General features: G+C 34.1%; 24 protein-coding genes, 1 tRNA gene and 1 rRNA gene. 13 read left to right on the top strand and 13 right to left on the bottom strand.

Annotated features, from left to right (window positions below):
• Positions 1-4: 4 nt before the first annotated feature.
• The 12 genes from BJL90_RS05615 to dnaA form a co-directional block, all read right to left on the bottom strand.
• Positions 5-81: transfer RNA gene (locus tag BJL90_RS05615), tRNA-Ile, on the bottom strand.
• A gap of 181 nt (positions 82-262) precedes the next feature.
• Positions 263-1,792: ribosomal RNA gene (locus BJL90_RS05610) — 16S ribosomal RNA — on the bottom strand.
• A 412-nt stretch (positions 1,793-2,204) separates the two neighbouring features.
• Positions 2,205-2,969, bottom strand: a complete 765-nt coding sequence (locus BJL90_RS05605; RefSeq protein WP_070972995.1) for a SigB/SigF/SigG family RNA polymerase sigma factor — start codon at positions 2,967-2,969, stop codon at positions 2,205-2,207.
• 32 nt (positions 2,970-3,001) lie between these two features.
• Positions 3,002-3,427, bottom strand: coding sequence for an ATP-binding protein (locus BJL90_RS05600; protein WP_070972993.1), 426 nt, complete (start codon positions 3,425-3,427; stop codon positions 3,002-3,004).
• 39 nt (positions 3,428-3,466) lie between these two features.
• Complete coding sequence (locus BJL90_RS05595; RefSeq protein WP_070965150.1) at positions 3,467-3,784, bottom strand: STAS domain-containing protein; 318 nt, start codon at positions 3,782-3,784, stop codon at positions 3,467-3,469.
• A gap of 232 nt (positions 3,785-4,016) precedes the next feature.
• Positions 4,017-6,461: a DNA gyrase subunit A gene (gene gyrA / locus BJL90_RS05590; RefSeq protein WP_070965147.1), complete on the bottom strand. Its 2,445-nt coding sequence runs from the start codon at positions 6,459-6,461 to the stop codon at positions 4,017-4,019.
• A gap of 15 nt (positions 6,462-6,476) precedes the next feature.
• Positions 6,477-8,402 (bottom strand): DNA topoisomerase (ATP-hydrolyzing) subunit B, encoded by a 1,926-nt coding sequence (gyrB, locus tag BJL90_RS05585; protein ID WP_070965144.1) that lies wholly within the window; start codon positions 8,400-8,402, stop codon positions 6,477-6,479.
• Positions 8,403-8,456: 54 nt separating this feature from the next.
• Positions 8,457-8,756 carry an extracellular matrix regulator RemB gene (remB, locus tag BJL90_RS05580; protein ID WP_070965140.1) on the bottom strand — a complete coding sequence of 100 codons (300 nt, stop codon included), beginning with the start codon at positions 8,754-8,756 and terminating at the stop codon, positions 8,457-8,459.
• An 80-nt stretch (positions 8,757-8,836) separates the two neighbouring features.
• Positions 8,837-9,949: a DNA replication/repair protein RecF gene (gene recF, locus BJL90_RS05575; RefSeq protein ID WP_070965137.1), complete on the bottom strand. Its 1,113-nt coding sequence runs from the start codon at positions 9,947-9,949 to the stop codon at positions 8,837-8,839.
• Positions 9,950-10,082: 133 nt separating this feature from the next.
• Positions 10,083-10,292 (bottom strand): RNA-binding S4 domain-containing protein, encoded by a 210-nt coding sequence (locus BJL90_RS05570; protein WP_070965134.1) that lies wholly within the window; start codon positions 10,290-10,292, stop codon positions 10,083-10,085.
• Between the two features lie 58 nt (positions 10,293-10,350).
• Positions 10,351-11,454 carry a DNA polymerase III subunit beta gene (gene dnaN, locus BJL90_RS05565; protein ID WP_070965130.1) on the bottom strand — a complete coding sequence of 368 codons (1,104 nt, stop codon included), beginning with the start codon at positions 11,452-11,454 and terminating at the stop codon, positions 10,351-10,353.
• 236 nt (positions 11,455-11,690) lie between these two features.
• A complete protein-coding gene (dnaA, locus tag BJL90_RS05560) occupies positions 11,691-13,031 on the bottom strand; it encodes a chromosomal replication initiator protein DnaA (RefSeq protein ID WP_070965127.1) in 1,341 nt (446 codons plus the stop codon).
• A gap of 593 nt (positions 13,032-13,624) precedes the next feature.
• On the opposite strand from dnaA, the gene rpmH reads away from it, so the two are divergent.
• The 9 genes from rpmH (at position 13,625) to BJL90_RS05515 (ending at position 20,872) form a co-directional block, all read left to right on the top strand.
• The gene (gene rpmH, locus BJL90_RS05555; RefSeq protein ID WP_070965126.1) at positions 13,625-13,759 is read left to right on the top strand and encodes a 50S ribosomal protein L34; all 135 of its coding nucleotides are present in this window, start codon (positions 13,625-13,627) and stop codon (positions 13,757-13,759) included.
• Between the two features lie 79 nt (positions 13,760-13,838).
• Complete coding sequence (gene rnpA / locus BJL90_RS05550) at positions 13,839-14,180, top strand: ribonuclease P protein component (RefSeq protein WP_070965123.1); 342 nt, start codon at positions 13,839-13,841, stop codon at positions 14,178-14,180.
• Between the two features lie 34 nt (positions 14,181-14,214).
• The gene (gene yidD, locus BJL90_RS05545) at positions 14,215-14,427 is read left to right on the top strand and encodes a membrane protein insertion efficiency factor YidD (protein WP_081562232.1); all 213 of its coding nucleotides are present in this window, start codon (positions 14,215-14,217) and stop codon (positions 14,425-14,427) included.
• 19 nt (positions 14,428-14,446) lie between these two features.
• Positions 14,447-15,100 carry a YidC/Oxa1 family membrane protein insertase gene (locus BJL90_RS05540; RefSeq protein WP_070965117.1) on the top strand — a complete coding sequence of 218 codons (654 nt, stop codon included), beginning with the start codon at positions 14,447-14,449 and terminating at the stop codon, positions 15,098-15,100.
• A 2-nt stretch (positions 15,101-15,102) separates the two neighbouring features.
• A complete protein-coding gene (gene jag, locus BJL90_RS05535; protein ID WP_070965114.1) occupies positions 15,103-15,723 on the top strand; it encodes an RNA-binding cell elongation regulator Jag/EloR in 621 nt (206 codons plus the stop codon).
• Between the two features lie 191 nt (positions 15,724-15,914).
• Entirely contained in the window at positions 15,915-17,300 is a 1,386-nt protein-coding gene (gene mnmE / locus BJL90_RS05530; protein WP_070965111.1) for a tRNA uridine-5-carboxymethylaminomethyl(34) synthesis GTPase MnmE, read from the top strand.
• A 26-nt stretch (positions 17,301-17,326) separates the two neighbouring features.
• Positions 17,327-19,222 (top strand): tRNA uridine-5-carboxymethylaminomethyl(34) synthesis enzyme MnmG, encoded by a 1,896-nt coding sequence (gene mnmG / locus BJL90_RS05525; protein WP_070965108.1) that lies wholly within the window; start codon positions 17,327-17,329, stop codon positions 19,220-19,222.
• A 3-nt stretch (positions 19,223-19,225) separates the two neighbouring features.
• Positions 19,226-19,942, top strand: coding sequence for a 16S rRNA (guanine(527)-N(7))-methyltransferase RsmG (gene rsmG / locus BJL90_RS05520; protein WP_070965105.1), 717 nt, complete (start codon positions 19,226-19,228; stop codon positions 19,940-19,942).
• Between the two features lie 132 nt (positions 19,943-20,074).
• A complete protein-coding gene (locus BJL90_RS05515; RefSeq protein ID WP_070965102.1) occupies positions 20,075-20,872 on the top strand; it encodes a ParB/RepB/Spo0J family partition protein in 798 nt (265 codons plus the stop codon).
• An 86-nt stretch (positions 20,873-20,958) separates the two neighbouring features.
• Here BJL90_RS05515 and BJL90_RS05510 read toward each other — a convergent pair whose 3' ends face one another.
• Positions 20,959-21,228 carry a TMEM165/GDT1 family protein gene (locus tag BJL90_RS05510; protein WP_070965099.1) on the bottom strand — a complete coding sequence of 90 codons (270 nt, stop codon included), beginning with the start codon at positions 21,226-21,228 and terminating at the stop codon, positions 20,959-20,961.
• A gap of 343 nt (positions 21,229-21,571) precedes the next feature.
• Here BJL90_RS05510 and BJL90_RS05505 point away from each other — a divergent pair, with 343 nt between their 5' ends.
• The 4 genes from BJL90_RS05505 to BJL90_RS05490 all read left to right on the top strand — a co-directional run bounded on the left by BJL90_RS05505 (position 21,572) and on the right by BJL90_RS05490 (position 25,534).
• Complete coding sequence (locus BJL90_RS05505; protein WP_070965098.1) at positions 21,572-22,345, top strand: ParA family protein; 774 nt, start codon at positions 21,572-21,574, stop codon at positions 22,343-22,345.
• Positions 22,346-23,227: a ParB/RepB/Spo0J family partition protein gene (locus BJL90_RS05500; RefSeq protein ID WP_070965095.1), complete on the top strand. Its 882-nt coding sequence runs from the start codon at positions 22,346-22,348 to the stop codon at positions 23,225-23,227. It begins immediately after the preceding gene.
• A gap of 301 nt (positions 23,228-23,528) precedes the next feature.
• Positions 23,529-24,671 (top strand): aminotransferase class V-fold PLP-dependent enzyme, encoded by a 1,143-nt coding sequence (locus BJL90_RS05495; RefSeq protein WP_070965093.1) that lies wholly within the window; start codon positions 23,529-23,531, stop codon positions 24,669-24,671.
• Positions 24,672-24,985: 314 nt separating this feature from the next.
• A complete protein-coding gene (locus BJL90_RS05490; RefSeq protein ID WP_070965090.1) occupies positions 24,986-25,534 on the top strand; it encodes a DUF4446 family protein in 549 nt (182 codons plus the stop codon).
• Positions 25,535-25,571 lie beyond the last annotated feature (37 nt).

Genomic DNA, 25,571 nt, shown 5'->3' with positions numbered 1-25,571 from the left:
AATTTGGTGGGCTCAAGTGGACTCGAACCACCGACCTCACGCTTATCAGGCGTGCGCTCTAACCTGCTGAGCTATGAGCCCGTTTATCTAAGAGGATGTTAAAAATTCTTCCATTCATTTTTTGTTGGTTTAAAACCATTGTCGTGAATTACAGAATTTTTAACTAAGCGACTAACACAAAATCTAAGATTTTGGTTGTCTGCTTATTGAGAAACAAAAGTCCCTCAAAATTAAACAGTATAGTAAAAGCCTTTCTCCTTAGAAAGGAGGTGATCCAGCCGCACCTTCCGATACGGCTACCTTGTTACGACTTCACCCCAGTCATCGGCTTCACCTTCGACAGCTCTCTCCTTTCGGTTAAAGTAGCTGGCTTCGGGCGCTTCCGACTCCCATGGTGTGACGGGCGGTGTGTACAAGACCCGGGAACGCATTCACCGCGACATTCTGATTCGCGATTACTAGCAACTCCAACTTCATGTGGGCGAGTTTCAGCCCACAATCCGAACTGAGACCGACTTTATGAGATTCGCTCCAGATTACTCCTTCGCTGCCCTTTGTATCGGCCATTGTAGCACGTGTGTAGCCCTGAACATAAGGGGCATGATGATTTGACGTCATCCCCACCTTCCTCCGAGTTGTCCCCGGCAGTCTCTCTAGAGTGCCCATCCGAAATGCTGGCAACTAAAGACAAGGGTTGCGCTCGTTGCGGGACTTAACCCAACATCTCACGACACGAGCTGACGACAACCATGCACCACCTGTCACTTCTGTCCCCGAAGGGAAAGCTTCTGTTAAAAAGCGGTCATAAGGATGTCAAGTCCAGGTAAGGTTCTTCGCGTTGCTTCGAATTAAACCACATGCTCCGCTGCTTGTGCGGGTCCCCGTCAATTCCTTTGAGTTTCACACTTGCGTGCGTACTCCCCAGGCGGAGTGCTTAATGCGTTAGCTGCGGCACTGAGGTTTGACCCCCAACACCTAGCACTCATCGTTTACGGCGTGGACTACCAGGGTATCTAATCCTGTTCGCTCCCCACGCTTTCGTGCCTCAGCGTCAGTTACAGTCCAGAGAGTCGCCTTCGCCACTGGTGTTCCTCCTAATATCTACGCATTTCACCGCTACACTAGGAATTCCACTCTCCTCTCCTGCACTCAAGCCAATAAGTTTCCAAGGCTTACTACGGTTGAGCCGTAGCCTTTCACCCTAGACTTTATTGGCCGCCTACGCACCCTTTACGCCCAGTGATTCCGGATAACGCTTGCCCCCTACGTATTACCGCGGCTGCTGGCACGTAGTTAGCCGGGGCTTCCTCCCGAGGTACCGTCATTTTTCTTCCCTCGAAACAGAGCTTTACGACCCGAAGGCCTTCTTCGCTCACGCGGCGTCGCTGCATCAGGGTTTCCCCCATTGTGCAATATCCCCCACTGCTGCCTCCCGTAGGAGTCTGGACCGTGTCTCAGTTCCAGTGTGGCCGGTCACCCTCTCAGGTCGGCTACTGATCGTCGCCTTGGTAGGCCTTTACCCCACCAACTAGCTAATCAGACGCGGGCCCATCTTGTACCAATAAATCTTTGGCTATTCTAAGATGCCTTAAAATAGCTTTATGCGGTATTAGCAATCGTTTCCGACTGTTATCCCCCTGTACAAGGTAGGTTACCCACGCGTTACTCACCCGTCCGCCGCTAACCTCATCATCTTCCACCCGAAGGCTTCCGATAAATCGGTTCGCTCGACTTGCATGTGTTAGGCACGCCGCCAGCGTTCATCCTGAGCCAGGATCAAACTCTTAATAAAAAATTTCTGGGTTCTATCAATATTGATAGATGTATTTTGCTGGCTTAATATCTATACTGTTTAATTTTCAAAGACCTTTTTTTCGCCGCCCTCGTTTGGCGACTTAACTACTATATCATACTTCGCTATCTTATGTCAACACTTTTTTAAAAAATTTCTTTTTCATCTGTGTCGAACTTTCTTCTTTCCTGTCACCCCTTGCTGGCGGCGACTTTTACTACTATATCATATTCTTTATTGTTTGTCAAATTTTTTTAAGCTTTCTTCTATAAAAAGAAATAAAAAAGAAGTACTTTTCAAGTGTCTTATATCTTACGCCATCAATTTCTCTTAACGACGACTTGTACTACAATATCAAAATCTTTGTATCATGTCAACAGGATTTACTATGGTTATTTATGGCATATAATATTTATGCACTTTTATTAAACTCCTTTTTTAGTTTTTCAATAATTTTCTTCTCCATTCTTGATACTGTCATTTGTGAAACATCTAGTTCTTTAGCTACTTGTATTTGTGTCTTTATATCAAAAAATCTATCTTTTAAAACTTTCCGCTCCAATGCATTGAGTTTTTCCATAGCCTTTCTAATAAAATCTCTATTTTCGATATCTATAAAGCTTTTATCAATTTCCCCTATTAAATCCATCAGTTGTACGTCTTTATCTTCTCCATCATTTTCATAGGTTAAATTTAAAGACTTCGGCGTATAAACTTGACTAGCCTCCATTGCTTCTATTACTTCTTCTTCTGAACAGTCTAAGTACTCTGCTATATCCTTAACCTTAGGGGTTCTTTGTAAGTTTTGTTGCAAAGTATTTTTAGCATTATTTATTTTCTTTGATAATTCCTGAATTCTTCTGGGTACTCTAATAGACCACCCTTTGTCCCTAAAATACTTTTTAATTTCACCAATTACTGTAGGTGTAGCAAAGCTAGAGAATTCAAACCCTTTGTTTATATCAAATCTTTCTATTGCATAAATTAAACCTAAAGAAGCCACTTGGTAAATATCTTCATATTCGATACCCTTGTTCATAAATTTTCTAGATAAGATCTCTCCAATATACATATATCTACTTACCAATTCATTACGAATTTCTATACTTTTTGTTTCTGAATATTGTTTAAAAAGTTCTTTTTCTGTTAACTCCTTTAGGGGTTTATTTGTTTTCATCGCTAGTTTAGGAGTCTTAGATGCTTTCTTCATTAAAGATCATCCCCCACATACTTTGTCATTTTTATAATCGTACCTTTCCCGCAATTAGATGAAATCTCTACATCATCCATTAGAGATTTTATAATAAAGATCCCCAACCCTCCTTCTTTTAACTCCTCTATATTTGGGGTCTTTATATTGTGACTTAAACAGCCTTTTCCATTGTCATAAACAGAAATAACTAATTTTTCTTCATCTGTGTAAAAGTCTACATTAAAATTTTCTTCTTCTTGACAAATACCATGGGTAATAGCATTTGTACATGCTTCTGAGATCGCTACTTTAATATCTTCAATTTCTTCAATATCAAAACCCATTCTATTCGCAATTCCACTGATAGTCAGTCTAATAATACTGACATACTCTGGTTTATTAGGTACAGATAATTTTATTATATCACTATTTTTTTTATTCATATTCATCTGCTCCTTTGCATTTAACATAGTATACATAATTCACCCCTCTATAATAAATATCTTATCTAATCCTGTTATATTTAGAAGTTTCTTTATGCTTGGTTTTATATTTATAATAATAATATCTTTGCCTTCTTCTTTTAATTGTTTTAATACACCTATCAATACCCCTAAGCCGGTACTATCAATATAGTCCAAATTCTTAGCATCTATTTTTATCGTATCTTTTCTTTCTTCCAACATAAGCATAAAGTTTTCCTTTAATTGTCCCGCTGTATAAATATCTACTTCTCCTGCCAACTGCATATTCCATTGGCTATTTACCTCGTCATATTGTTTATCTACTATAAGCGCCATATTTTTCCCCCCCACTTTATAATATAGAAAATTTTTTTATTTAATTTTTATTATAACAAATCTTTTCACTTTGTACTATCCTACTAAGAAAATCTATCCAAAAAAACAAAAGGGCAAAGGTGCTACCGTACACACCTTTGCTTTAATTAATATGGGGGTTGAATTCAAAAGCTTTTGGCTTCTATTATATTTTTTCCCCTCTAGATAAAATTTAAACATCATTTTATTAATTTTATTCGTCATTATCCTCATCTTCGTGCTGAGGTATTTGAGCAATAGATACAATACTTTTATTGTCGTCGGTTCGCATTAGAGTAACGCCCTTTGTATTTCTTCCCATCTTGGAAATGTTGTCTACATTTAGTCTTATGACTACACCATCATTGCTTATTAGCAAAATTTCATCCTTATCTGTTACAATTTTAGCACCAACCAATAAACCTGTTTTTTCTGTGGTATTATAGGTCTTTATTCCTTTACCGCCTCGTGATTGTAGACGGTATTGTTTAAGATCAGTTCTCTTTCCAAAACCTTTGTAACTTACAACTAATAAATCTTTGTTGTCTTCTATGATATCCATACCTACAACTTCATCCTCTTCAGATAAAGTAATGCCTTTTACCCCCATAGCACTTCGTCCCATATCTCTAACTTCTTCCTCTTTGAATCGAATAGCCATTCCTTTCGCTGTGATCATCATCACTTCATGTCCAGTATCTGTTAATCTTACGCTGATTAACTCATCATCTTCTCTTATACTTATGGCAATTAGTCCACTTTTTCTCGTGTTTTCAAATTGATTTAATTGGGTCTTTTTGATAATTCCCTTTTTTGTTGCCATGATAAGATACTGTGATCCCCATTCTCTGCCGACAGGTATTGTTGCAGCTATTTGTTCATCTGGCGCTAATTGCAGTAAATTTACAATAGCTGTTCCTTTTGCTTGTCGTTTCGCTTCTGGAATTTCATAAACATTTAGTTTATATGCTTTACCTTTATTGGTAAAAAACAATAAACAATCATGGGTTGAAGTAGTAATCAGCTTTTCTACAAAGTCTTCCTCCCGGGTAGTTACAGCAGAAATTCCTTTTCCCCCTCTTTTTTGACTCTTGTAGGTATCTATAGGTAGACGTTTTATATAACCAAAGTGTGTTAGTGTAATTACTACATCTTCTTCTTCAATCATATCTTCTATATTAATCTCTTCTGGATCAAAAATAATTTGTGTTCTTCTATCATCATTGTACTTTTCTTTTATCTCTAATAACTCTTCTTTTATAATATTTAACACTAACTGTTCACTGTTTAAAATTTCTCTTAATTCAAGAATCAGTTTCATTGTTGCTTCATACTCTTCTTCAATTTTTTCTCTCTCTAAGCCTGTTAAGCGACGGAGTCTCATATCTAAGATAGCTTGGGCCTGCTTGTCTGATAAATGAAACCTCTCCATTAATGTATCTTTTGCAATCTGATCGTTTTTTGATGTTCTTATTATACTAATCACTTCATCAATATGGTCTAAAGCTATCTTCAAACCCTCTAAAATATGGGCTTTCGCTTCCGCTTTGCTTAAATCAAATTTTGTCCTACGAATGATAATATCCTTCTGATGTTCTATATAATGACTTAATATCTCCTTAATGTTAAGCACCCTGGGTTGACCATCTACTAAAGCAATCATAATGATACTAAAGGTATCCTCCATTTGGGAATGCTTGTATAGCTTATTTAGCACCACATTAGCATTGGTATCTCGTTTTAATTCTATAACAATTCGCATACCTGTACGGTCACTTTCGTCTCTTAAATCTGAAATACCCTCTATTTTTTTATCTCTTACTAAATCAGCTATCTTTTCTATTAATCTTGATTTATTTACTTGATAAGGTATTTCTGTTACAACAATTTGTTGTTTTCCTTTTTGTGCTTCTTCTATTTTTGCCTTAGCTCTTACTCTTACTCTTCCTCGTCCAGTCCTGTAAGCTTCCTTTATACCTTCTTTGCCTAAAATATAAGCACCTGTAGGGAAATCTGGTCCTTTAACATCTCCCATAATCTTTTCTATACCAGCTTCTGGTTCATCTATCAAGGTGATAACACCATCAATAACTTCACCTAAATTATGAGGTGGTATAGATGTGGCCATGCCTACAGCGATACCATTTGAACCATTTACCAGTAAGTTAGGAAATTTACTAGGCAATACCGCTGGTTCATCTATGGTTTCATCAAAGTTAGGTATAAAATCTACTGTTTCTTTTTGAATATCTCTAATCATTTCCATGGCAATTTTAGAAAGTTTTGCTTCTGTGTAACGCATCGCCGCAGCACTATCTCCATCAACAGAACCAAAGTTCCCATGACCATCCACAAGTAAATATCTTGTAGAAAAATCTTGAGCTAATCTTACCATAGCATCGTATACAGCCGAATCTCCATGAGGGTGGTATTTACCCAAAACATCCCCAACAATACGCGCTGATTTTCTATGGGGCTTGTCGGGCGTAAGATTTAACTCACTCATTGCATACAATATTCTTCTGTGAACAGGTTTTAGTCCATCCCTTACGTCGGGAAGGGCTCTTCCCACGATAACACTCATAGCATAATCAATATAAGACTTCTTCATTTCATCTGCTATACTTATAGGGACAATTTTATTATTTTCTTCTGTCATAGGTTATTCCCCCTATTATATATCTAAATTTGTAACATATTTGGCATTTTGTTCAATAAATTCTCTTCTAGGCTCTACTTTATCTCCCATCAGAGTAGTAAATATTTCATCTGCTGCTGCAGCGTCTTCTATTGTTACTTGAAGTAATGTTCTATGTTCTGGGTTCATAGTGGTTTCCCATAGCTGTTCTGGATTCATTTCTCCAAGACCTTTATATCTTTGAATATCTGCTTTCGTTTCTCTTCCTAAATCATCTAATATCTTATTCAGTTCTTTATCTGAATAAGCATAATGTTCTGCCTTACCTTTTTTTATTTTATATAAAGGTGGTTGAGCAGCAAAAATATGTCCAAGCTCTACTAAAGGTTTCATATATCTAAAGAAGAAAGTTAGTAACAATGTTCTAATATGAGCACCGTCTACATCGGCGTCCGTCATAATAACAATTTTATGGTATCTTAGCTTTGCTATATCAAATTCATCACCTATGCCTGTACCAAAGGCTGTAATCATAGCTCGAATTTCATTATAATTTAGTATTTTATCCAATCGAGCCTTTTCAACATTTAAAATTTTACCCCTTAAAGGTAAAATTGCTTGTGTAGCACGATCTCGTCCTTGCTTAGCACTCCCTCCCGCGGAATCTCCCTCTACGAGATAGATTTCACTTAAGGCGGGATCTTTTTCTGAGCAATCTGCTAATTTTCCAGGTAAAGCTGTATTTTCCAAAACACCTTTTCTTCTTGTTAATTCCCTTGCCTTCTTCGCAGCCTCTCTAGCCCTTTGAGCTTTTAAGCCCTTTTCTACAATAAGCCTAGCTTCTGTAGGATTTTCCTCTAAAAAGGCTTCTAGATTTTCTCCGGTAATAGACTCTGCTAAACCTTTCATTTCGCTATTTCCTAGTTTTGTCTTCGTTTGTCCTTCAAATTGCGGATCTGATAACTTTACAGAAATAACAGCTGTTAGACCTTCTCGGATATCTTCTCCCAGTAGATTAACGTCTTTTTCCTTTAAAAAACCATTCTTTCTTGCATAATCGTTGACGATTCTTGTTAGGGCAGATTTAAAGCCACTTAAATGTGTTCCACCCTCTTGCGTATTGATATTATTAGCAAAACTAAAGATATTTTCAGTATAAGCATCGGTATATTGCATAGCTACTTCTACCACACTACCATCCTTTGATTTATCGAAATAGATGATTTTATCATGTAGCGGCTCTCTGTTTTTATTTAAGTGTTTCACGAACTCTTGAATACCACCGCTATAATGAAAAATATTTTCTTTTTGCTGGCCTTCTCTTTTATCCATTAAGGTTATTTTAATTCCTTTATTTAAAAAAGCCAATTCTCTTAAGCGGTGTTCCAATGTATCATAACGATAAATCATTTCGTCAAAGATTTCTGCATCAGGTTTAAATAATACAGTTGTTCCCGTATCCATTGCATCTCCTACTTCTTTGACATCATCTAAAGGATTTCCTCTTTCATATCTCTGAAAATAAGTTTTCCCATTTCTTCTAACTTCAATCTCTAAAAACTCTGATAAAGCATTTACAACAGAAATACCTACCCCGTGTAAACCTCCCGAAACTTTATAGCCCCCTCCGCCAAATTTACCACCAGCATGTAATACTGTTAGTACTGTTTCTAAGGTGGACTTCCCTGTCTGTGGATGGATATCTACTGGAATTCCTCTACCATTATCCGTTACTTTTATAGAGTTATCCTCATTGATGATGACTTCAATTGCATCGCAGTAACCTGCCAAGGCCTCATCTATACTATTATCTACTACTTCATAAACAATATGATGTAAACCCCTTAAACCAGTACTCCCTATGTACATTCCAGGTCGTTTTCTTACAGGGTCTAGTCCTTCTAATACTTGAATTTGTTCTGCATTATATTCTTGTATTTTATCTTGTATTTCATTTTCCATATTTCTAACCTCCTATAAGGAACAAAAAAATATATATAAGACATGAAACTCCCACTAGGAAAGTGGAAGTGTATGAATAAATCCTGCTCTTTTTTGTAGTGTCAATGCAGAAATAGGAGACTTGTATATGACAGTCTTATGGGCCCCTTTATGACACCTATTTTTATTTTCCACTCTTTCTACAATAACAATCGATCTAGGTTCCTCTTCACATATATTTTGGATAAATTCTTCTTCTTCACAAACCTTTAAAAACGCTTTGCTATCTTTTGATTTTAAAGCAGACTCTATATCTAAAATTGCAATAATATCTTTTATCTTTACAACGAACTCTCCTCCAAGATGAAGAAACATTTTTCCTCTCCCTTTCATGGTTTTCTTTGCTACATTTATTTATTATAACCTTTATTAAACTTTAATAAAAGAGAATACTATTATTTTGCGGAAAACCTGTGGATTTCTCCATCATATACATGAAATAACTTATATTCTTCCTGATTATTTATATTTAAAGGCTCTATCATCGTGGTAGTAATAAAAGTTTGAACATTTTTTAGATTTTTAATTAAATAATTCTGTCTTTTTTTATCTAATTCGCTCATAACATCGTCCAACAATAAGATAGGATACTCTCCTACTTCTCCCTTCATTAACTCTAATTCTGCTAATTTCAAGGAAAGTACTGCTGTTCTTTGCTGCCCTTGAGAACCATATTTTTTTATCTCTAAACCATTGACTTTAAAAATCAAATCATCTCGATGAGGTCCTATTAGCGTTAAACCTCTTCTTTCTTCCAAAGGTTGTGCCTCTTTTAACGCCTCTCTAAATTTTTCTTTAATATCCTTAATTTCGTTTTCTTCCTTAATTTTTATGCTGCTATCGTACTGAACTTCCAATATTTCTAAACCGTCTGTTATTTTTTTGTGCATTAATTTAGCTAAAATAGCTATTCTTTTAATGAAATTTCTTCTATAAATCATCAGCCATGCACCATGATCAATTAATTGTTCATCCCATACCTCTAAGTCAATGGTTTTCCCTTTATAGTTTTTCAGCACTTTATTTCTCTGCTGTAAAATTTTATTGTACTGAACTAAGGTATAATAATACCTTGGTAGTATTTGAGAAATGTCATTATTGATAAATCTTCTTCTTTCATTAGGACCTTCTTTAATAATTTTTAAATCCTCTGGAGAAAACAAAACAACATTTAAATTACCAAGTAAATCTCCATATTTTGTCAAAGATAGCTTGTTTACTTTTATTCTTTTATTATTTTCTCTATTGATTAATACCTCAATTTCTACTTTGTCTGTCGATTTAAGAATGCTAGTTTTTATATAAGCATGTTCCTTTAACATTCTCACCATTTCTTGATCCTTATTGGTTCTAAAGGATTTTCCAATAGCGCATACATATAGGGCTTCTAGAATATTCGTTTTACCTTGAGCATTTTCCCCTACGAATATATTTAACTTAGGATGAAACTGTAGCTGTAATTGTTTATAATTTCTATAATCCAGTAGCTTTACTTCCTCTACTAACATAATTTTTCCTCCCATGTTCACCCTAGTTCTATCACTTCATCCTTTTATTTATACAATACTTGCAGTTTGCACACTGATCTTGCGCAACTCTCTAACTATTTCCAGAGAAAATTAAAAAATCACACAATGTAAGCTAAATAACTTTAATCTTTATGCCTTCTACCTCCACAAGGTCTCCAGCTCTAATCTTTTTTCCCCTTTGAGTGACAACTTCTCCATTGACCTTTACTTCTTCGTTTAAAATAATAATTTTAGCATGTCCTCCACTACCTACTACATCTGTAGATTTTAATAATTGATCTAATTTTATATATTCTCCCTCTAATTTAAACGATCTTAACATGCTTATACCTCCTTGTTTTTTTATAAAACAGCAACCCAGCATAGAATGCTGGGTTAGATTAGTTGGCAGATAACCTTACAGGTAAAACTAAATAAATATAATAATCATTGGTGACTGGTTTTAATATACCAGGACTTAAATTTGTAGTAAATTCTAAATAAACTTCCTCATCTTCTATTATTTTTAAGGCATCTATAAAATATTTTGAATTAAAAGCAATTTCTATACTTTCTCCTTCTAGATAAATAGCAACTTCCTCTTGAACTTTCCCCAATTCGGAGTTAGAGCTAATCGTCATTTTATCATCATCGATCATAAATTTAACCAAATTATTTTTTCCTTCTCTAGCTAATAAAGAAGCTCTTTCAATACTATCTAATAGACTCTTGGTTTTTACTCTAACTTTAGATTTGTATTCTTTTGGAATAATTTGTTTATAACTGATAAATTCTCCTTCAAGAAGCCTAGAAATCAGTTTTGTATTACCGATAATAAACAAAGCATGGTTTTCTGTCAAGGTTATATGGATTGTTTCTTCTTCATCTGTAAGAATGCGATTGATTTCATTTAAAGCTTTCGCTGGCAAGATAACTTTATTATCAATAGATGCATCTATTTTTCCTTTTCTTAAAGCCAAACGGTATCCATCCAAGGCCACCATGTTTAATGTATTCTCCTCTATCTCCATCAAAGCACCTGTTAAAACCAACCTTGTTTCATCCTGTGATGCAGCAAAGACTGTTTGACGAATCATATTTTTAAATAAATCTTGATGAATTTCATAAGAATATTCTTCTTCTATAGAAGGCAACTCAGGAAAGTCTTGGGGATCATAGCATATAATATTGAATTCACTATTTTCACACTTGATGTAAAGCTGATTATTTTCTTTTAAAATTATTTCTACCTCTGCGTCTGGTAACTTTCTAATAATTTCACTAAACAATCTTGCATCTACTACAACAGATCCTTCTTCATAAGTATTTACCTCTACTGTATGTTCTATCCCTATTTCTAAATCTGTAGCTACTAATTTTAAGTAGTCTTTTATAACCTCTATATGAATCCCCTTTAGGATCGGTAAAGTTGTTTTAGAAGAAACAGCTTTTTGAACAATACTAATACTATGTACTAGTGTTTTTTTTTCGCATAAAAAACGCATCTGTGGATATCCTCCCTTTTAAAAATAGATATAATAAATAAAAAAATATAGTAGTAATAGTAGTAGGGCCTGTGTTTTTGTGGATAAGTAGATAAAACAGTTTAAAAATTCTTTTATCCACATGTGTATAAAATGTTAAGTACCTGGTGAGAGTTGTCCACATATTCAGTAAAAAAATAAATGACTAAGAGTTATTCAAAACTGTGAACAACCTCCTGTTGATAAATAAGTCCCTTCTAATTGCCTTTTAAATCACTAATAATTTTCTCTATTTTCTCCTTTAAATCAGGGTCATTTTTTATATCATTTGATATTTTTTCGTGAGCATGCATGACTGTCGTATGATCTCTTCCACCAAATTCTTCTCCAATTTTCGGCAAAGATAGATCTGTCAATTCTCTAGTGAGATACATAGCAATTTGACGAGGATAGGCAATCGCTCTTGTGCGTTTTTTAGAATCCAAATCCTCTAATTTTATATGAAATTTATTAGAAATTACCTCCTTAATAAGCGATGTGTTCAACTGTCTTGCTTTAGAAGAAAAAATTTCTTTTAATGCTTCACTAGCTAAGTCTATGGTTACATCACTATTTGTAAGGGAGGAATAAGCAACAATACGAATAAGGGCTCCCTCTAATTCTCGTATGTTTGATTGGATTTTTTTAGCGATATAGAGCATCACCTCATCAGGAACATCAATGTTTTCCATTTGAGCCTTTTTTCTTAGTATAGCTGTTCTTGTTTCAAAGTCAGGTGCTTGGATGTCTGTAATAAGGCCCCATTCAAATCTTGTTCGAAGGCGATCTTCAAGGGTAGGTATGTCCTTTGGGGGTCTATCACTAGAGATAATAATTTGTTTACTAGATTCATGTAATGCATTAAAAGTATGGAAAAATTCCTCTTGAGTACTTTCTTTACCAGCAATGAATTGAATATCATCAATTAAAAGAACATCAACATTGCGATACTTATTTCTGAATTCTACATTTCTATCATCTCTTATAGAATTAATTAATTCATTTGTAAAAGTTTCAGAAGAGACATAGGCTACCTTTGTATTGGGATTATGCTGCAATATATAGTGACCTATTGCATTCATTAAGTGAGTTTTACCTAGACCAACACCTCCGTAGATAAAGAGAGGATTATAAGCTTTTGCAGGAGACTCTGCTACTGCTACACAGGCTGCATGAGCAAATCTATTGCTGTTCCCTATAACAAAAGTATCAAAGGTATATTTTGGGTTTAACTGTAGATTAGATAAACTTTCTAAAGGTGCTCTATTATGTTGTCGATTGTTTTTTTCTAAGCTTTTAATCGTATCCTCTGTTGGTACAATAATTTTAATTTCAAATTGCTTAGAGGTAGCCTGTTTTAAGGCATTACTAATCAAGGTAATGTAACGATTGTTTAGGATGTCTTTAATAAAATCATTAGGTGTGCCCAAAATAATTTGATTACTTTGCAAAGAAATAGGTTCAATTGTCTTGATCCAGGTATTAAAACTTACTTCTGTTAATTCTGCTTTTATTAACCTCAGGGTGTGTTCCCAGATTTGAGGCAGATTTTCCTTCATAGCCCAAATGTCCTCCTATTTATTAATTTAATACAAAAAAGTTATCCTAAGACTTGTCCACAATAATAACAAAAAAAAATAAAAATTTATAAAAAAATAAGTAATAAATTTTGCTAACATGGTTATTAATAAAGATGTGGATAAATAAGTAAAAAGTTGTTCCTATATATTATATAAAGAGTTATCAACAATATCAACATATATTTTTAATAGGCAAAAAAATAGTAAAATAAATATTTGAGAAGTAAAGTTAAAGGAAAACTTAAAGTTATTCACAACACTATCCACAATCTGTGTATAAAAAAGAATAAAGTGAATAAACTTATCAAAGTTATTCACAAACAAAACTATAATAACAAATATAGAAAAAAAGTTCAACAAAAACTATAAAATTATCCACATAATCAAAAAATGTGAATAAGATTGTTCACAGTTTATTAGAGAGCTTTTTCTTGACACATCTCAACAATATCGTTATAATCTATTTGTAGTATGTTCAAAAATAGGTTTTTCATGTACTAAATTGCATATGCCTACTAGCTTATTTCATTATATAGAAGTACTTCATTAGTACTTAAAGAGGGGGTGTACTTGTGAAAAGAACATATCAGCCAAAAAAGAGACAAAGAAGTAAAGAGCATGGATTCAGAAAGAGAATGAAGACGAAAAATGGTAGAAATGTATTAAAAAGTCGTAGATTAAAAGGCAGAAAGAAATTGACAGCATAAGGCCGCACTATGTGGCCTTTTTCTGTAGTTATGTTTATTTTCCAGCCATTTGTGAGGAAAATAGAATTGGAGGAGAAATATGAAGGCTGCCAATAGATTAAGAAAAAATGAAGATTTTCGCAAAGTATATAAAGAGGGAAACTCTATAGCGAATAAGTTGCTTATTTTGTATATAAAGAAAAATGGTTTTACTTATAATAGGGCAGGCTTCACGGTTTCGAAAAAAGTAGGAAAAAGTGTTGTAAGAAGCACAGTAAAACGACAGATGAGGGAAAGTTATCGACTAAACGACATGAAAATAATTCAAGGTTATGATTTGGTCTTTGTTGCTAGACAGGGATGTAATGGAGCCTCTTTTCAGGAAATACAGAGTGCGTTACTTCATTTAATAGGAATGAAGAAATTATTGCGAAAAAGGTAGAGAAAACGATTTAATTTTATCTGGAGAGTATATGATGACAAAATTTTGTATATGGGTGATATCTTTTTATAGGAAATGGATTTCTCCTCTAAAAGCGCCAACCTGTAGGTTTTATCCCAGTTGTTCTCAATACAGTATAGAGGCATACAATGCCTATGGTTTTTTTAAGGGAACGTATTTAACTTTGAGAAGAATATTAAGGTGTCATCCTTTTCATCCAGGAGGATATGACCCTTTAAAAAAATAAAATATAGGGGGTTTTACGTTTGGACATTATTGCACAACCGTTAGGTGCATTATTGAGACTGATCTATCAGTTAGTAGGAGATTATGGTTTATCGATTATACTTTTTACTGTTGTCGTGAAGTTAATCATGGTTCCGCTAACGATTAAACAGACAAAGTCTATGAAAAAAATGCAGGAAGTTCAACCGAAAATAAAAGAAATTCAAGAAAAGTATAAAAATGATAAAGAAAAAATGAATACCAAAGTGATGGAACTCTATAAAGAATATAATGTTAGCCCCTTTGGAGGGTGCTTACCTTTATTAATTCAGTTTCCTATTATCATTGGTTTGTTTTCAGTACTAAGAAATCCTGTAAACCATGGTTTTGCTCAAGAAGTTGTAGAGGCTGGTTTTTTATGGTTACCAAGTTTATCTCAAGCAGATCCTTTTATACTACCTTTGTTGGCAGGATTTACTACCTATCTATCTAGTGTAACAATGACTTCAGCTGGTGGTAAGCAAGATCCAACACAAAATATGATGAAATATTTCTTTCCAGTGATGATTTTCATATGGGGAAGAAGTTTTCCATCTGGACTTACTCTTTATTGGGTAGTAAGTAACGTGTTCCAGGTAGTGCAGCAGGTAATTATTAATAAACCCTATTCTCAAATAAAGGAGGGTTCCAATTAATTATGAAGTCAATAGAATCAACTGGAAAAACAATTGAAGAAGCTGTTCAGCAAGGTCTTAATGAATTAGGAAAAAGTAGGGAACAGGTAGAAGTAAAAATTATAGACATACCATCTAAGGGGTTTTTAGGTCTCATTGGTACAAAATTAGCAAAAGTAAGATTAACGGTTGTTGATCGTCCGGAAGATGATGTTAAAATATTTTTAGAGGACTTATTTAAGGGAATGGACTTAGAAGTACAAATGCAAATTGAAGCTAAGGGAGATACTTTAAATATTTATCTAGAGGGTCCTAATATGGGTGTTGTTATTGGTAGAAGAGGACAAACATTAGATGCGGTACAGTATTTAGCTAGCCTAGTAGTAAATAAGAATAGAGAAGACTATTTGAAAGTATTTATTGATACAGAAGATTATAGAAGGAAAAGAGAAGAGACTTTAGTGAAATTAGCCAATAAAATGGCTAGAAAAGTGAAAAAAATCGGAAGAACCATTACGCTTGAACCTATGAACCCCTACGAAAGAAGAATTATTCACTCTACACTACAGGGAAATCCTTTTGTGCAAACCTATAGCGAAGGGGAAGAGCCCTATAGAAAGGTAGCAATTACCGTTAGGAAGTGAGATCAGCATAGCTGAAGATTGAGGATTCGGATGACATCCTATCACAGTTGAATTCAAATAGCTTATAAGAAAAACCCAGTTTATTTACTGGGTTCATTTTTTTACTGTATTGTAGCATGAAAAATTTGGTATAATAACAATTAATGAAAATCTAAGCGAATAAAATATATTGGCACAGAGGTGAAATAGATATGTACATAGATGATACAATAGCTGCTATAGCTACAGCTCCCGGAGAAGCGGGTATAGGCATTGTTAGAATTAGTGGGGATCGTGCTTTAAGTATTGTGGATAAGATTTTTCAATCAAAACCAGGAAAAAAGTTAAGTGATTTTCCTGTTAGAAGAATGACTTATGGTTATATTATTGATCCTGATACAGGAGAAAAAATAGATGAGGTATTGGCTTATTATACAAAGGGTCCCTACACTTATACGAAGGAAGATGTGGTAGAAATCAACTGTCATGGCGGTGTAATTCCTGTCAAAAAAATATTACAGTTGGTGTTAAGGAAGGGAGCTAGGGCAGCTGATGCCGGAGAATTTACAAAAAGAGCTTTTCTTAATGGAAGAATAGATTTGGCACAAGCAGAAGCAGTAATGGATCTAATCAGTGCTAAGACAGACAAAGGTTTTGATGTGGCGTTAGACCAGTTAGAGGGGACTTTGTCAAAAAAGGTAGATCATACAAGAAAAAAACTTTTAGATATGTTAGCGCATATAGAGGTTTCTATAGACTTTGCAGAAGAAGATATTGATGAAGTTACCTTGGATTATTTATTGAATAAGGGTGTAGAGGTTAAAAAGGAGATAGAAAACCTACTAAAAACTGCAGATGCAGGTAAAATCTTAAGGGAAGGGCTAAATACTGTTATTGTAGGGAAGCCCAACGTAGGAAAGTCTTCTTTATTAAATGCTCTATTAAAAGAATCAAGAGCCATTGTTACTGAAGTGCCGGGTACCACAAGGGATGTTATTGAAGAACAGTTGAATATAAGAGGAATACCTTTAAAAATTATGGATACTGCTGGTATAAGAGAAACAGAAGATATTGTTGAAAAAATAGGTGTTGAAAAATCTAAAGAATTTTTTAATAAAGCAGATTTGGTTATTTTTATGTTGGATATTTCAACAGAATTAACAAGAGAAGATATAGAAATTATGGAATTAATTCAAAATAAAAAAGCGCTTATTCTTATCAATAAAATAGATTTATCTCAGCGGGCAAATTTAGAGAAGATAAAAAACTTAATGGAAAATAAAAAGGTGATAAAAATATCTTTGATAGAAGAAAAAGGATTAGAGGAAGTAGAAGAAGCTATTGAGGAATTAGTCTATAAAGGAGAAATTAAAGCAAAGGAGCGACTTTTAGTAACCAATGTAAGACACAAAAACTCTCTTGAAAAGGCTTTAGAAGCTATGGAAGATGGCATTGAAGCCATCAAGAAAAAAATGCCTCTAGATTTTATTGAAGTAGATATAAAAAATACTTGGGAACGATTAGGAGAGATTACAGGAGATACAGTGGCAGAAGATATCATTGATCATATTTTTAAGAATTTTTGTATTGGAAAATAAAGATAAGTTATGCGGAGGGATAAAAGATGAATATTCGATATAATGCGGGAAGCTATGATGTTATTGTGGTAGGAGCAGGTCACGCTGGCTGCGAGGCGGCTCTTGCTGCTTCTAGAATGGGGCAAAAAACTTTGCTATTAACAACAACCTTAGACGCTATTGCTATGATGCCCTGCAATCCGTCTATTGGAGGTACAGGAAAAGGTCATTTAGTTAGAGAAATTGATGCGCTAGGAGGAGAAATGGGCATCAATATTGATAAAGCCTTTATTCAAAGCAAGATGTTAAATACTGCAAAGGGACCAGCAGTACATTCCTTAAGAGCCCAAGCAGATAAATTAAAATATCATGTAGAAATGAAGAAAACCATAGAGGATCAAGATAACCTAGATTTAAAGCAAGCAGAAGTTGTAGATTTGCTTGTAGAAGAAGATCAGGTAAAAGGAGTTGTTATTAGAACAGGTGCGGTATATTATAGTAAAGCTGTTATATTAGCAACAGGAGTTTATCTTAGAAGTAAGGTATATATGGGTGAGGTAAATTATGAGTCTGGACCCAATGGATTATTTCCTGCGAAATATCTCTCAGAAAAATTAGTGGCTTTAGGATGTAATATGAGACGGTTTAAAACAGGAACGCCTGCTAGAATCCATAGAGATACTATTGATTTTTCTAAAATGGATGTACATGCTGGAGATAAAGAGATCGTACCTTTTTCCTTCTTAAATGATAAATTAGAGATACAACAGCATCCTTGTTGGTTAACTAGGACGACAGCAGAAACCCAAAGAGTTATTACAGAAAATATTAATCGTTCTGCCATGTATAGAGGAGATATGGAGAGTATAGGTCCAAGGTATTGTCCCTCTATAGAAGATAAAATTGTTCGCTTTCATGATAAACCTTCTCATCAACTTTTTATTGAGCCAGAGGGACTGGATACAAAGGAAATGTATCTCCAGGGTATGTCCACTAGCTTGCCAGAAGAAGTTCAAGAACAAATGATAAAAACAGTGATAGGTTTAGAAAATGCAAAAATTATGCGGCCAGCCTATGCTATTGAGTATGATTGTATTGATCCTACCCAACTAAAACCTTCGTTAGAAACAAAACATATTCAAAATTTATTTAGTGCAGGGCAATTTAATGGTACATCTGGTTATGAAGAGGCAGCGGCTCAAGGTTTGATGGCAGGGATCAATGCTGTTCTGAAAATTCAAGAAAGAGACCCTCTTATATTAGATAGGTCAGAAGCTTATATTGGGGTACTGATTGATGACTTGGTTACAAAAGGAACCAATGAACCCTATCGTATGATGACTTCTAGGGCAGAATATCGACTGATATTAAGACAAGATAATGCGGATTTAAGGTTGACGCCAAAGGGTTATAAAACAGGTTTGGTTACAGAGGAAAGATATCAGAGGTATTTAAACAAGAAAGAGCAAATAGAGAGAGAAATGGAAAGATTAAAAACAACAGTTGTTTCTCCAGATAATGCAAATCCTCTATTGGAAACTTTAAATAGTTCTCTTATAAAAACAGGGGTTTCGCTTTATGATTTATTAAAAAGACCAGAGGTTTCTTATGAAACAATAACAGCAATTGATATTCATAGGCCTGAAGAAATCTTAAAGGATGCAGTAAAACAATGTGAAGTTGTAATAAAATACGAGGGTTATATAGATAAACAACTAAAGCAAATTGACCAGTTTAAAAAATTAGAAAATAAGAAACTAAATGAAGAAATTGATTATAATCAAATAGAAGGATTACGGTTAGAAGCAAGGCAAAAACTGAATAATATTAAACCTCTTTCCGTAGGACAGGCTTCTAGAATCTCTGGTGTTTCGCCAGCAGATATTTCTGTTTTACTGGTTTACCTAGAGCAAAAAAGAAGACAAAAAGGGGGAAAAGAGTAAAAAATGACATTAACAGCACTGTTAAAAGAAGGAAGCAATGCATTAGGAGTAGAGCTCAATGAAAAACAAATCAACCAATTATTGAATTATAAAGATATATTATTGGAATGGAACAAAAAAATGAATCTAACAGCGATTGAAGAAGAGAAGGAAGTTGTTATAAAACATTTTTTAGATTCCATATCCTGTGGAAAGGTTCAGCAGTTAAAGCCAATAGGAAAAGTGATCGATGTAGGTACGGGAGCAGGTTTTCCCGGCATTCCTTTAAAAGTGATTTTTCCTGAACTGAAGGTAACTTTATTAGATTCTTTAAATAAAAGAATTAATTTTTTAAAGGAAGTATGTCTTCAACTAGAACTTAAAGATGTAGAATTTATTCATGGAAGAGCTGAGGATTTTGGTCAAGATAAGAAGCATAGAGAAGTTTATGATTATGCAGTAGCTAGGGCAGTAGCTCCTTTAAATATTTTGGTGGAATATTGCTTGCCTTTTGTAAAGGTAGGAGGTTTTTTTATTTGTCAGAAGGGTAAAGCTTTAGATGAAGAACTACATGAAGGAAAAAGAGCTATTGAGATACTGGGAGGTAAAGTAGTAGATCAACAACATATCACCTTACCCTTTAGCGATATCACCCACAGTATTTTAGTCATAGAAAAAACAAAACAAATTCCAACAAAATATCCTAGAAAAGCAGGCAAACCCACAAAAAACCCTCTATAAAAAAAGATAAAAAGAAATATTTTGTAAAACAAAAAAATATTTTTCTATGTAGCAGTAGAAGGAGTCAAAGACTTTTTATAGAATAAAAATAGTATTATGAAATTTCCTTATTTAAAGAAAAGAGGGATCGGGATGAGTGCTACTGAAAGAAAAGTTCTAGAAATATGTATAGATTCTGTTATTTCCAACCCTTATCAACCTAGAAAAACTTTTTCTCAGGCAAGTTTACAAGAGCTGAGTCAATCTATAAAAGTATATGGTGTGTTACAACCTATAAGCGTGCGGCAGATCGGGGAAGGAAAATATGAGTTAATCGCTGGTGAAAGAAGAGTAAAAGCAGCAAAATTAGCTAATCTCAAAACAATACCTGCTATTATTAATCATCAAATTAGTGATAAGGATTCTGCTATTTTAGCGATTATAGAAAATCTTCAAAGGGAAGATTTGAATTTTATAGAAGAAGCAGAAGGTTATTTCAATTTAATTGAGGATCACGGTCTAACACAACAAGAATTAGCTATACGTATAGGAAAAAACCAATCCACCATTGCAAATAAGCTAAGAATTCTTCGATTGAGAGAAGATATTAAACAAAAACTACTAGAAAGTCATTTGACAGAAAGACATGCTAGAGCTTTACTCAAGCTTCCTGATGATGAATTAAGGGTTTTAGCTTTAGAAAAGGTAATAAAAAACGACTATAATGTTAAAAAAACTGAAGAGCTTATACAAAGTATGCTAGAGGAAATAACGGCAGAAGAAGAACCTAAGAGACAACAAAAAATTAAAAGTTTTATGAACTATAAAATATACATTAATACCATTAAACAGGCTTACGATGCTATCAAAGATAAGCAGGAGAAAGCGGAGTTTAAACAGGTAGATAAAGGAGATTTTATAGAGGTAACCGTTAAGATACCTAAAGGCTAGTATTAACGCAAAATATAATTTAACGATAAAAGATTACTAGAATATATTTAGTAATCTTTTTTGCATAAAGAAATTCTGTTTTTTAACTAAATCTTTCCTGTTAAGGTAAGAACACCTATAACAACAAAAGCAACACCAGCAGCTGTTTGCAAATAATAGGTGGGAATATATTTTGTTAAAAATGCTCCAGCAAAGACACCAATGAGAGAACTAAATATTAGTGCTAAAGAAGCCCCTATAAATACCGGCCATACAGATTTGCATTGTGTTACCAGCAGCATGGTCTGGAGTTGGGTTTTATCCCCTAATTCTGCAATAAATACAATAAAAAAGGTTGTTATAATCATACGCAGCATCGGGCAAGCCTCCTCAATAAATAGCCTTATAATAATGACTTTTTACTTCATTCTATTTTTCTGAACGGATAATTGTTATAAATCATTATATTCTTTTAAAATTTGTATTATTAGTGAAATGTTCTAGGTTTTATTATAAAAAAACAAAAAAATATATAAAAACTCTTCATTATTAAAAGGAAAATTCAAAACTTTTTAGAAATTTAATAGAGAGTAAACTTTTCCATCTAAAGTTTTATAGGAGGGACTTAGATGGCGTTGTTGTTTCATTTATTTGTAAAACACATAATTTTCTATGGGATAGAAATATGTTTGAATAATCGTTTAAAGGGGGTAAAGATGAATGGCTAAAGTAATAGCAGTTTTTAATCAAAAGGGGGGCGTGGGGAAAACGACTACAAACGTCAATCTTAGCGCTTGTATAGCTAGCAAAGGGAAAAGAGTATGTGTTATAGACATTGATCCTCAAGGCAATAGTACCAGTGGTTTTGGTGTAGACAAAGATCAGTTGGAATATAGTATCTATGATGTTATGTTAAACCAAATAGATATAAAAAAAGTTATTGTAAAAACCGAATATGATCATATAGATTTAATACCTTCTAGCAGTGAATTAGCAGGGGCAGAAATAGAATTGGTTGCTACAAAAAAAAGAGAAACCATACTGAAAAGAGCTGTTGCTACAATTAAAGATAATTATGATTATGTTTTTGTAGACTGTCCCCCTTCGCTAGGCTTATTAACCATTAACTCTTTATCCGCTGTAGATAGTGTACTTATACCTATTCAATGTGAATACTATGCTCTGGAGGGGGTAAGCCAGCTGATGAATACAATACAGTTAGTGAAAACCAGTTTAAACCCTAAGTTAGAGGTCCAGGGGGTAGTACTAAGTATGTTTGATGGAAGAACAAATCTATCGATACAGGTGGTTGACGAAGTAAAAAATTATTTTAAAGGAAAAGTATATACCACCATCATACCTCGAAATGTAAGACTTGCAGAGGCGCCTAGCCACGGAAAGCCAGTTATTTACTATGATAAAAAATCTAAAGGTGCAGAAGCTTATTCAGAATTAGCAGAAGAATTTATAGAACTAGAAGAGGATGTGATTTAAATGACTAAACCAGTAAAAAGAAAAGGGTTAGGTAAAGGACTGCAGGCTCTTATACCTCAAATAAACACAACGAATATTGTAGAAGAAGCCCTTCAAGAGGATAGGGTGCAAATAGTAGATATCAACAGTATTTATCCTAATGAAAACCAACCCAGAAAGCAGTTTCATCAAGAAGCGCTGCAAGAACTGGCTGAGTCTATAGAAAAATATGGATTAATACAACCTATCGTTGTTACAGAAAAAGAAAAAGGATTTATGATTATTGCTGGTGAAAGACGATGGAGGGCTACTAGGATTGCAGGTTTAAAAGAAATTCCATGTATTATAAAAAAATACACTGAGCAACAGCTAATGGAAGTGGCTATTATAGAAAATATTCAAAGAGAAGATCTTAATATTATTGATGAAGGTAGGGCTTATAAGTATTTAATTGATAGATACCAAGTTACACAAGATCAATTAGCAGAAGCTGTAGGTAAAAGTAGACCTTATATAGCCAATATCTTAAGACTATTACAGCTAGATCCTCGAATTATAGATATGATTAAAGAAGGGAAGCTTACAGGGGGACATGGAAGGGCTCTTTTAAGTATACAAGATTTAGAAAAACAATATGAAGTTGCTTTGAAAGTAGAAAAAGAAGATTTTAATGTTCGGCAAGTAGAGGAATTGGTGAGGAATATGACTGAATCTAGTAAAAAAAGCAAAGAAATCACCAAGAAAAAAGATTTTCAAATCTTTGAAATAGAAGAAAACTTAAAGAATTTTTTTGGAACAAAAGTTACTATTACAAATGGAAAAAAGAAAGGAAAAATTGAAATTGAGTACTATAACGAGGGAGACTTAGAAAGAATACTAAGTTTATTAGAAGCAAATGAATAATGTTTCATGTGAAACTTCGACAGCAAAAAACAACAAAAATAAAATAATCTTTTTATCAGTAGATAACATAATATAGCAACAGGAGTATGATATAATATAAAAAGAGACTTCGTTCATAAGTAGATGGCCATAAGTAGATGACCAAAATCTATGATTTTGTGTCAGTCACTTATACAGAGTGCAAGTTTGCACTTTAACTTTTGTGGCAGTCACTTAGTTTGTTCATCTAGAAGTGGGAGTCTTAGCAATACACTGAAGGATAAGTTAGATTTTACAACTCAACATAAAGGAGAGATCTATTGTGATTTATTTAGATAACGCTGCTACTTCCTTCCCAAAACCAGAAGCAGTATATGAAGCTGTTATGCATAATATGAAAAACTTCGGTGCGAATCCAGGACGTTCTGGGCATAAGATGGCGTTAGAAGCGGGAAGAACCATATTTAGAGGAAGAGAAATGGTTTGTAAGTTATTCAATATAGATGACCCAATGCAAATAATATTTACCTCCAATGCGACAGAAGCCCTTAACTTAGCTATTAAAGGAATATTAGAACAAGGAGATCATGTAATCACTACCAGTATGGAGCATAATTCTATATTGAGACCTATTAAAACCTTAGAAAAAGTCGGTGTAGAAAATACGCTTATACAATGTGATGAAAGAGGCGTACTAGACCCAAGGCTTATACAGCAGGCTATCAAGAAGAATACTAGGCTAATTGTGACAACGCATGCCTCTAATGTAACAGGGACGATTATGCCTATTGAGGAGATTGGTAGAATAGCGAAAGAACACGGTATTTTGTTTTTAGTAGATGCAGCTCAAACTGCAGGTATCTATGATATAGATGTAAATGCATTGAATGTTGATTTGTTGGCTATGGCAGGTCATAAGGGTTTGATGGGCCCTCAAGGAACAGGCGTGCTATATATCAGGGAAGGCATTGAAGTAAGACATTTTAAAGAGGGTGGAACAGGAAGCAAGTCCCAAGAATTGTTTCAACCCTTAATGCTGCCGGATCGATATGAAAGTGGTACACCCAACACGCCAGGTATAGCAGGGTTAGCTGCAGGTATTGAATTTATATTAGCAGAAGGTTTAGATAAAGTTCGAAAACATGAAGAAGAACTTACCAGCTACTTTCTAGAAGGTCTAAAAGAAATGAAAAAAGTAAAAATTTATGGACCACAAGATGCAAAGAAACAGGCATCAGTTGTATCTATCAATATAGAAGAAGAAGACTCTTCAGAAATAGGCTATATTTTAGACAAAGTGTTTGATATAGGCGTAAGGCCAGGTCTGCACTGTGCACCAATGGCTCATAAAACAATAGGCACCTTCGAACAAGGAACTGTAAGGTTTAGTTTCGGCTACTTCAATACTAAGGAGGACATAGATAAGGCTCTTGAAGCAATAAAAAGTATATGTGAGCAGATATAGATGAACTTCTTTAAGTAGGATAGAAACAATGACTCCTTTTGAGGAATATGTTGATGATAAAAAAGCGACTTAGTCGCTTTTTTTAGGGAAAAATTACAAAACTTTAATTTAAAATCTAGACAGGAAAAAGGTTATGGTTGTAGAATAATAATAAACTATAAAATACCAAACAGTTCTTATTCTCAACCGGGAGGATGCACTCCCTTGATCCCTCTACCATATGGTGTTGGGAATACATCTGAGCTACTCGGTTTACATACAAAAAGCGTTAAGGCATACCTACTACTACATCAAACGAAGAAGGGAGAATTGCTATGCAGCAAATTTTATCAATGATAGATGCCAACTCTTTAACCTTTATTTTTACTAGTTTAATAATGAATTTGGTGCTGCTTATTTTATTGATTATTAACTACAATCTTACCGATAGCTTAAGAGAAAAGTATAAGCGTCTAGTAAAGGGGTCCAGTGGTAAAAATATAGAAAGTATACTGATGGATCACATAGAAAGGGTAGAAGGAATACAGGAGGAGTTTAAACAATTATACTCTAAAATAGATGTATTGGAAAATCGTATTAGTTTTTCTATACAAAAAATAGGAATTGTTCGGTACAATGCCTTTGAAGATGTAGGAAGTGATTTAAGCTATTCTATCGCTTTATTGGATGATAATAATAATGGAATTATTTTAACAGGAATACACAGCAGGGTAGAAACAGTTTCCTACGCAAAACCTATAAAGGATGGAAAATCTAATTATCACCTTTCAGTTGAGGAGTTACAGGCTTTAGAGAGAGCGAAATCTAATGATCTTGATAAAATAAATATCAAGGGCGGTAGAAGTAATAAAGATATTGACTAAATTTAATTTATTAAGAATGAAAAAAACACCTTCTTGA

It is taken from the genome of Clostridium formicaceticum (assembly GCF_001854185.1).
Classification (GTDB): Bacteria; Bacillota; Clostridia; order Peptostreptococcales; family Natronincolaceae; genus Andreesenella; species Andreesenella formicacetica.
Note: the sequence above shows the minus strand (reverse complement) of the source record. Positions and strands in the feature narration are given on the sequence as shown.